This is a genomic window from Saccharopolyspora sp. NPDC000359, assembly GCF_040300525.1.
Lineage (GTDB): Bacteria > Actinomycetota > Actinomycetes > Mycobacteriales > Pseudonocardiaceae > Saccharopolyspora.
In genome coordinates this window covers 1-8,253 of the sequence record NZ_JBEPDU010000099.1, presented here as the reverse complement: position 1 = coordinate 8,253, position 8,253 = coordinate 1, and the positions used below count along the sequence as shown (strand labels likewise).

The window sequence follows — 8,253 nt, the reverse complement described above, 5'->3', positions numbered from 1 at the left end:
CGCGCCTCGGCGGTGCTGGTGCTCAACGACCACGACACCGGCTACCCGTTCGCCTGCCTGGAGAGCTCGGTCATCAGCGCCACCCGCACCGCGGCCTCGGCCGCGCTGGCCGCCGACCACCTGAGCCGGGACCGGGGCCGCCCGCGCCGGATCGGCTTCATCGGTGTCGGCCTCATCGCCCGCTACGTGCACGAGTACCTGCACGCCACCGGCTGGAGCTTCGACGAGATCAGCGTGCACGACCTGTCCGCCGAGCACGCCGAGGGGTTCAAGTCCTACTTGGAGCGCGTGGAGGACGGCCCGAGCATCGCGGTGCACGACAGCGCCGAGAAGCTGATCCGCTCCAGCGACCTCGTGGTGTTCGCGACGATCGCGGGCACCCCGCACGTGCACGACCCGGCGTGGTTCGAGCACAACCCGCTGGTGCTGCACGTGTCCCTGCGCGACCTGTCCCCGGAGATCATTCTGTCCTCGGTGAACGTCGTCGACGACGTCGAGCACTGCCTCAAGGCCGACACCTCGCCGCATCTGGCCGAGCAGCGGACCGGCAACCGGGACTTCCTGGACGGCACCATCAACGACGTGCTCGCCGGTGAGCTGGCGGTGCCCGCCGACCGGCCGGTGGTGTTCTCCCCGTTCGGCCTCGGCGTGCTCGACCTGGCGGTGGGCAAGTTCATCTACGACCAGGTCACGGCGCACGGCGAACCCACCGTGGTGCCCGACTTCTTCTCGGAGCTGCGCCGCTACGGCTGACCGCACCGGATGCCCGGTCGTGCGGACCTCGCGGCCCCGCACGACCGGCCTCCCCCGGCAACGGGGCGGATGGCGCCGGCCCGCACCGCCGACCGCGCCGACCCCGCAAGAAGGTTCGTTCCGACAAGACGGAGACAGCTCGGTGCCCATCATCTCGCAGCCGCACGAATTCAACGAGGACGACCTCTACGTCGACCTCCGGCCCGCCTTCGGCGTCCCGCTGTACCTGAAGTGCGAGGGGTTCAACTTCGCCGGCTCGATCAAGCTCAAGGCCGCCGAGTCGATGATCGCCGCCGCGGAGCGCTCCGGGGCGCTGCGCCCGGGCTCGATCCTGGTCGAGTCCTCGTCGGGCAACCTCGGGGTGGCGCTGAGCATGCTCGCGGCCAGCAAGGGCTACCAGTTCGTGTGCGTGACCGACTCGCGGTGCAACCTCGCGACCAAGCAGCTGATGGAGGCCCTCGGCGCCCAGGTGCACACCATCACCGAACCTGCGGCAGAGGGCGGTTACCTGGCGGCGCGCATCGCCCACGTGCGCGAGCTCTGCGCGGACGACGACCGGTACCTGTGGCTGAACCAGTACGTCAACCCGGACAACTGGTCGGCGCACTACCGCACCACCGCGCCCGCCATCGACCGGGCCTTCCCCACCCTCGACGTGCTCTTCGTGGGCGCGGGCACCACCGGCACCCTGATGGGCTGCGCCCGCTACTTCAAGCGGTTCCGCCCGGATGTGCGCGTCGTCGCGATCGACGCGGTCGGCTCGGTGACCTTCGGCGGCCCGGCCGCCCCGCGGATGATCCCGGGCCTGGGCACCGGGGTCCGCCCGGCGCTGCTCGACGAGTCCCTGGTGGACGACGTGGTGCTGGTGGAGGAGGTCGACACGGTGCGCACCTGCCACCGGTTGGCCCGCCGGGGCTTCCTGTTCGGCGGTTCCACCGGCACCGTGATCAGCGGTGCCATCCAGTGGCTGGCGAGCAACGACGCCGGTCCGGACATCACCGCGGTGACCATCGCACCGGACCTCGGCGAGCGCTACCTGGACTCGCTCTACCAGCCCAGCTGGGTCCAGCAGGTCTACCAGATCGACCCCGCCGACGAGCTGGCGACGCAGCGCTGAAGCCGGGTCCGCCCTGGTCGTCGAGGAGGCCCGCTAGCGCGGCGGCAACGGCTTCGGGCTGCTCGTCGGGGACAAGAGTGCCCGGCTCCGGCAGCACTACCCGGCGCAGCTGCTCCTCCTGGTCGAGGTCGACACAGGCACCGCCGCCGTGGGCCTCCGGGAGTGATCCGACACCCCTGAGCCCGCATGCCATCTCGTAGCTGAACTCCGGGCACCCTGGTGGTGCCGCCTCCGGCGTGACCGGTGAAGTGCTGGCGCAGCGACGAACCTGGAGTGGCGCACGCGAAGCCGGGGCCCGGGGCTTCGCGCCCCGGACCCCGGCTGGTACCTCGTCAGCGGCCCATCGCCTCGATGAGGCTCTTCGGGCGGAGATCCGTCCAGTTCTGCTCGATGTAGTCCAGGCAGGCGTCCCGGGTGTCCTCGCCGTGGACCTCCGTCCAGCCCGCCGGGATTTCGACGAACGTCGGCCACAGCGAGTGCTGGCCCTCGTCGTTCACCAGGACCAGGTAGCGGCCTTCGGGGTCTTCGAACGGGTTCGTCATCTGCTTGCTCCCTCTCTGCCGAGATGTCGGTGCTAGTGCGTGCTCTCGAGGACCTTGGCCAGGCCACCGACCGTCGGGTGGTCGTAGAGCTGGTGGACCGCCACCCGCGTGGGCAGCGCCCCGTTGATCCGGGCGACCAGCTGCGCCGCGCGCAGCGAGTTGCCGCCGAGCTCGAAGAACGCGTCGTCGCGGCCGACCCGGTCCCGGCCCAGCACCTCGCCCCAGATCTCGGCCAACCGGCGCTCCAGGTCGGTTTCCGGTTCCGCGTAGCGCCGACGGCCCCGCTCGGCCGCCGCCCGTGCCACCGCCAGCAGTGCGGACTGGTCAACCTCGCCCGCGAGGTCCCGCGGGATCCGCGCGACGTGGGCGAACCGCACCGGGACCGGGCAGCGCGCCAGCACCGGTGCCGCCTGCGCGCGCAGGTCCTGCTCGTCCAGCGCTGCGCCGGTGTGGGCGACCACGATCTCCGTGCTGCGCAGGTGTTCCGGGGCCAGCTCGGCGACGATGTGCTCGTTGCGGCGGTCCAGGCCGATCAGCAGGTTCACCCGGCCCTGGCCCAGCGCGGCCAGCAGCGAGGACAGACCCGCGGCGTCGTCGATCGGCACGAATCCGCGCGAGGCCGCCGCTGCGGACGGGCTGCCCTGGTTCATCCCGCTGTCGGTCCACATGCTCCACGACAGGCAGCGGACCGGGCGGCCCCGGTCCCGCCCCCAGTGGTCGGCGAAGCCGTTGAGGAAGCTGTTCGCCGAAGAGTAGGCGCCGAAGGAGCTGCCGCCGAACTCGCCGTTGACCGAGGAGAACAGCACCAGCAGCGTGTCCGGCCGGTCCTGCAACACCTCGGCGATGGCCATCGTGCCGTGCACCTTCGCCCGGTAGGCCTCGGCGAACTCCCGGCGCGAGGCGCGGGCGATCGTGTGCTCCTCCAGGCGCTCCCACTGGCCCGAGACGTCGTTGCTGGCCAGGTGCAGGACGCCGGACAGCGGGCGGTCCCACCGCCGCTCGGCCTGCGCGACGGCGCTGTGCAGCGCGGCCGCGTCACCCACGTCGAGCGCGCGGTACTCGACCTCGCCGAGGGTGCGCAGGTCGGTGAGCCGTTCGGCCTTCACCGAGCCCTCGGCGACCGGGCTGCGGCCGATCAGCAGCAGCCGCGCCTGGTAGGTGGCGAGCAGGTACTCGGCGATCTGGTGGCCGATGCCGCCGAGGCCGCCGGTGATGGCGTACACGCCGCCCTGGACCAGCTCCGGGGCGGTGTCCAGGTCCAGCGGCACCGGGCTCAACTTCGGTGCCAGCCGGGTTCCGGCGCGGTGCGCGACCACGTCAGCGTCCGGTGCCGCGGCCAGCTCGGTCCGGACGATCCCGGCCCACTCCTCGGGCGCCCCGGCGGGCAGGTCCACCTGCCGCAGGAACGGAACCGCGCCTTCGGCGACGGCGGTGCGGACGAGCCCCGGCAGCGCCGCCTTGGGCACGTCGACGGTGTCACCGTCCCTGACCCGCAGGCCGTTGGCGGTGAGCACCTGCACGTCCGGCCGGTGCTGCGCGGAGGCGAGTTCGGCGATCAGCCGACGCACCGAGTGCGCTCCGACGCGCAGCCCGGCGTCCAAGGACGTGCTCGGGTCCGCCGCCCAGGCGTGCACGACGGCCTCGATCGGGCCGAAGTCGCGGGCCACCGCCGCGAACAGCTCGTGGTAGTGCGCGGAGTTCTCCGGGTCGATGGAGAACCGCGCGCCGTCCCGGGCGAACCGGGTGCCCGGCACCACCACCGCGGTGTGCCGACCGAACCGCTGCTCGTGCTCGGCGTCGGCGAACAGCACCCGGACGCCGTCGGCGCGCCGGGACCCGACGGCGGGCTGCTCGGTCCAGACCCGCTCGAAGAACCACTCCGAGCTGGACACCGGCTCGTCGGGCGCGTCGGCCAGGTCGCGCAGCGCGTCGTCGAACTTCCCCGCGCGCAGGTCGCTGAGCAGCTGGGAGCGCTGGATCTTGCCACTGCCGGTCTTCGGGAACTGGTCGCGCTCGACCGGCACCACCAGATCCGGTTGCAGACCGATCTCCCCCGCCAGCCGGGCCTTGATCCGCGCCACCGTGCCCGCCACGTCCGGTGCGGTGGGCACGAAGAACACCACCAGCTTGTCGGTCTCCGCGCCGCCCGCCGAATCACCGCAGGCCGCCACGAAGGTGACCTCGGTGCCCGGCACCTGCTCGACGACCGACTCGATGTCGAAGTTCAGGTAGTTCACGCCCTGCACCACGATGAGGTCGCTGTCCCGGCCGGTCAACGTCAACCGCCCACCGTGGACGAAACCCAGGTCGCCGCTGTTGAACCAGCCGTCCGCGGTGCAGGACCCCCGGTTGGCCTCCGGGTTGCGGTGGTAGCCGGTCATCATGGTGCGGCCGGAGAACTGCAGCCGCCCCACGTGGTCCTCGGGCAGCGGCCGGTCCTGGTCGTCGACGATGCGCAGCCGCAGCCCCGGCAGCGGGCGGCCGACCTCGGTGAAGGTGATGACCTCCGGGGAGTCCCGCGGCTCGACGACCCGCAACCGGCCGCCCAGCGAGGTCTTCTCGACGCTGATGGTGCCCTGCGCCGGGTCGTCGCCGGACAGCGTCGAGTAGATGACGCCCGAGGCGATCTCGGACATGCCGAAGGTGGGCAGCAACGCGTCGGCGGGCAGCCCGAAGGGCCGCAGCAGATCCAGGAACCGCTGGGCGGTCCGGGTCACCACGGCCTCGCCGCCGTTGCAGATGTGCCGCAGGCAGGACAGGTCCCAGTCGCGGTCGCCGACCCGCTCGGCGTTGTCGTTGAACAGGGAGAACGCGAAGTTCGGCGCCCAGGTGTTGGTGACGCGGAACCGGTGCACCCAGTCCATCCACGCCAGCGGATCCGCCAGGAAGGCGTCGGTCTCGACGTTGACGTGCTGGTTGCGCAGCACCACGTTGGCCACGTTGTGCATGATCACGCCGCCGACGTGGTCCAGCGGAATCCAGTTCAGCGACACGTCGTGCTCGTCGAAGCCGTTGGCCGCGGCGCTGGCCAGCGTGCGCGCCACGATGCTGGCGTTGGCGTGCCGGACGCACTTCGGCACCCCGGTACTGCCCGAGGTGAGCAGCTGCACGGCCGGGTCGTCGGGTTCGGCCGGGAAGAGCTCGGGCCGGGCACCAGCGCGGCGGAGTTGTTCGTTGCTGCGCGCGGTGAAGTCGGCGTCCCAGCCGAGCCCGGTGATCGGGCTGAGGAGTTCGGGGTCGGTGAGGACCACCGGGTGCTCCAGGAGTTCCCAGGCGTTGCGCAGCTTCCGGATGCCCGCGTTCTCCCGGTCGAAGCCCATCGGGACGCCGCACGGCGTCGGCACGAAGCCGCCGAGCACGCACGCCCAGAACGCGGTGGTGAAGTTGCGGCTGCTGGCGAACTGGAACAGCACCGAGTCGCCGGGCCGCAGGCCTTCCTCGCGCAGCCCGGCCAGCAGTTCGCGGGCCTCGGTGAACAGCTCCGCGTAGCTCTGGAACGTCTCGGCGCCGTCCGCCGCGAGGTGGTGCACACCGCGGTCCGGCGCGCGTTCGGCGGCCAGCCGCAGGGCCTCCACCAGCGTCTTCGGCGCGGTCGGGTCATCCGGCAGCTCGCCGCCGTGCACCTCGGCGATCGGCAGGTCACCGCCGCGGACCTCGCGCACCACCTCGGGTTCTGCCTCGGTGGGGCCGGTGACCGCGCTGCGCGCTTCCCTGCGGACCGCGCAGGCGACGTCGGTGACACCGGGCTGTGCCCGCACCACCTCGGCGAGCTCCGCCATCAACTCGTCGGACATCGAGCTGGACCTCCTCACTGCTCTCCGCCGAGCAGGACCCGTCCGATCTCCTCGGTCAGCCCGGCGGCCTGCTCGTTGAGGTAGAAGTGGCCGCCCGGGAACATCCGCACCCGGAACGCGCCGCTGGTCTGCTTCTGCCACGGCCGCAACGCGTGCTCCGGGGCTCGTTCGTCGTCGTGGCCACCGAAGACCGTCATCGCGGTCTCCAGCGGCGGTTCGGGGTGGTGCTCGTAGCGCTCGCCGAGGGTGAAGTCCGCGCGCAGCGCGGGCAGCAGCACCCGCATCAGCTCGGGGTCGCCGACGACCGAGCTCTCCGTGCCGCCCAGCGCACCGAGCGCGGCGACGAACTCCGCGTCCGGCAGCTCGTGGATCGGCTCGGCCACCGGCGGCTCGTCCGGCGCGACCTGCCCGCTGAGCAGCAGATGCGCCGGTTGCGGGCCGCCCCGGCGGCGCAGGGCCCGCGCCAGTTCGAAGGCCAGCAGCGCTCCCCCGCTGTGCCCGAAGAAGGCGAACGGCCCCTGCAGGTAGGGGCGCATGGTCAGCCCCAGCGTGCGCACCGCCACGGCGAGGTCGGTCAGCGGCGATTCGCCGATGCGGTCCTCGCGACCGGGCAGCTGGAGCGCGATCAGCTCGACCTCGGCGGGCAGCAGGTCCGGCCAGTCGGCGAACGCGGCGGCGCCCGCACCGGCGTGGGGGAAGCAGAACAACCGGAATCGCCGATCGGCGCGCCGGGCGCGCCGCACGAACGGCGACTCGACGGTGAAGGTGTCGAGCATGCCCCGAACCTAGGAAACCGCCTTATCACCGCGATATCGAGCCAATTCCGCCCGCGCGGGAGGGCCCCGGGGCCCAGGGCCCTCCCGCGCTGCTACCGGACGTCCAGGTGCTGGCCGAGCAACCGGGCGAGGGTGGCCACCGGGCCCGGGTCCAGCATCTCGTCGTGCGTGCACTCCAGGCGTTCGACCCGCACCTCACCGGTGACGTGCGGCGTCCAGTCCGCGCGGAGGTCCGGGTTCGACCGGGAGGTCACCAGCAGGACGTCGCCGTCGAGCACCGCCGGGCGGTGGCCCGCCGAGAGGTGGATGGCGTTGACGATGGCGTCCACCGTGGACGCCACCCGCTCGGCGGGCAGCACGTCGAGCACCCCGTCGCGCAGTACCGCGGTGATGCGGGCCCGCTGGTCGTCGGCGGTCCCGCGCTCGGTGTCCCCGACGACGTCGGCGAAGAGCCGCGCCAGCACCTCCTGCTCGTCCAGCCCGACGTCGGCAGTCGACGAGTCCAGCAGCGCGACCAGTCCCACGCGCTCGCCACGCGACTGGAGCTCGGTGGCCACCGCGTGCGCGATGTTGCCGCCCAGGGAGTAGCCGAGCAGGTGGTACGGGCCCTGCGGGCGGACCTTCTGCACCCGGTCGGCGTAGTCCGCGGCGAGCTCCGCGAGGCTGCCCGGCAGGTCGTCCCCGCCGCGCAGCTGCAGGCCGTAGAGCGGCATCGCGGTGTGCTCCAGCAGCCCCGAGTAGCACCAGGACAGCCCGGTCGCGGGGTGGACGCAGAACAGCGGAACACCTTCGCCACCGCGCAGTTCCAGCACCACGTCGAAGCTGTCGCCGCCGCCGTCGAGGTGCTCGGCGAGCTCGGCGACCGTGGACGAGCGGAACACCGTCTGGACACCCAGGTCCGCACCGAGCACCTCGCGGATGCGGCCGACCAGTCGCGCAGCCAGCAACGAGTGCCCGCCCAGCTCGAAGAACCCGTCGTCGATGCCCACTTCGTCGATGTCGAGGGCCTCGGCGAACAGGTCGCAGAGCAGTTCCTCGCGCAGCGACCGGGGCTTGCGGCCACCACCGGCCGCGGTGGACGGGCGGGGCAGCCGGGCGTGGTCGAGCTTGCCGTTGCGGGTCAACGGGATCTCCTCGACCGCCACGAGCGCCGACGGAACCAGGTGCTCGGGCAGCACTTCCCGGACGTGCTGCCGCAGGTCGGCCGGGTCTGCGGTGGCGACGACGTAACCGACCAGGCGCCGGTCGCCGGGCCGGTCCTCGCGCACCAC

General features: G+C 72.4%; 6 protein-coding genes. 2 read left to right on the top strand and 4 right to left on the bottom strand.

Annotated features, from left to right (window positions below):
- Nucleotides 1-753: 2,3-diaminopropionate biosynthesis protein SbnB (locus ABT324_RS33005; protein WP_351185722.1), on the top strand; the 753-nt coding region annotated here is incomplete at its 5' end.
- Between the two features lie 142 nt (nt 754-895).
- Nucleotides 896-1,870 (top strand): 2,3-diaminopropionate biosynthesis protein SbnA, encoded by a 975-nt coding sequence (gene sbnA, locus ABT324_RS33000; RefSeq protein ID WP_351185719.1) that lies wholly within the window; start codon nt 896-898, stop codon nt 1,868-1,870.
- A gap of 332 nt (nt 1,871-2,202) precedes the next feature.
- Here sbnA and ABT324_RS32995 read toward each other — a convergent pair whose 3' ends face one another.
- From ABT324_RS32995 to ABT324_RS32980, 4 genes are all read right to left on the bottom strand, one after another.
- Nucleotides 2,203-2,412 carry an MbtH family protein gene (locus ABT324_RS32995; RefSeq protein WP_351185716.1) on the bottom strand — a complete coding sequence of 70 codons (210 nt, stop codon included), beginning with the start codon at nt 2,410-2,412 and terminating at the stop codon, nt 2,203-2,205.
- Between the two features lie 32 nt (nt 2,413-2,444).
- Nucleotides 2,445-6,206, bottom strand: a complete 3,762-nt coding sequence (locus ABT324_RS32990) for an SDR family NAD(P)-dependent oxidoreductase (RefSeq protein WP_351185713.1) — start codon at nt 6,204-6,206, stop codon at nt 2,445-2,447.
- A gap of 14 nt (nt 6,207-6,220) precedes the next feature.
- Entirely contained in the window at nt 6,221-6,982 is a 762-nt protein-coding gene (locus ABT324_RS32985; protein WP_351185710.1) for a thioesterase II family protein, read from the bottom strand.
- A 92-nt stretch (nt 6,983-7,074) separates the two neighbouring features.
- Nucleotides 7,075-8,253, bottom strand: a 1,179-nt coding sequence (locus ABT324_RS32980; RefSeq protein WP_351185707.1) for a thioesterase domain-containing protein, incomplete at its 5' end; no start/stop codon positions are given.

Coding starts and splice junctions, on each gene's coding strand:
- ABT324_RS32985 (WP_351185710.1), bottom strand. CDS start 6,982: ATGCTCGACACCTTCACCGTCGAGTCGCCGTTCGTGCGGCGCGCCCGG.
- ABT324_RS32995 (WP_351185716.1), bottom strand. CDS start 2,412: ATGACGAACCCGTTCGAAGACCCCGAAGGCCGCTACCTGGTCCTGGTG.
- ABT324_RS32990 (WP_351185713.1), bottom strand. CDS start 6,206: ATGTCCGACGAGTTGATGGCGGAGCTCGCCGAGGTGGTGCGGGCACAG.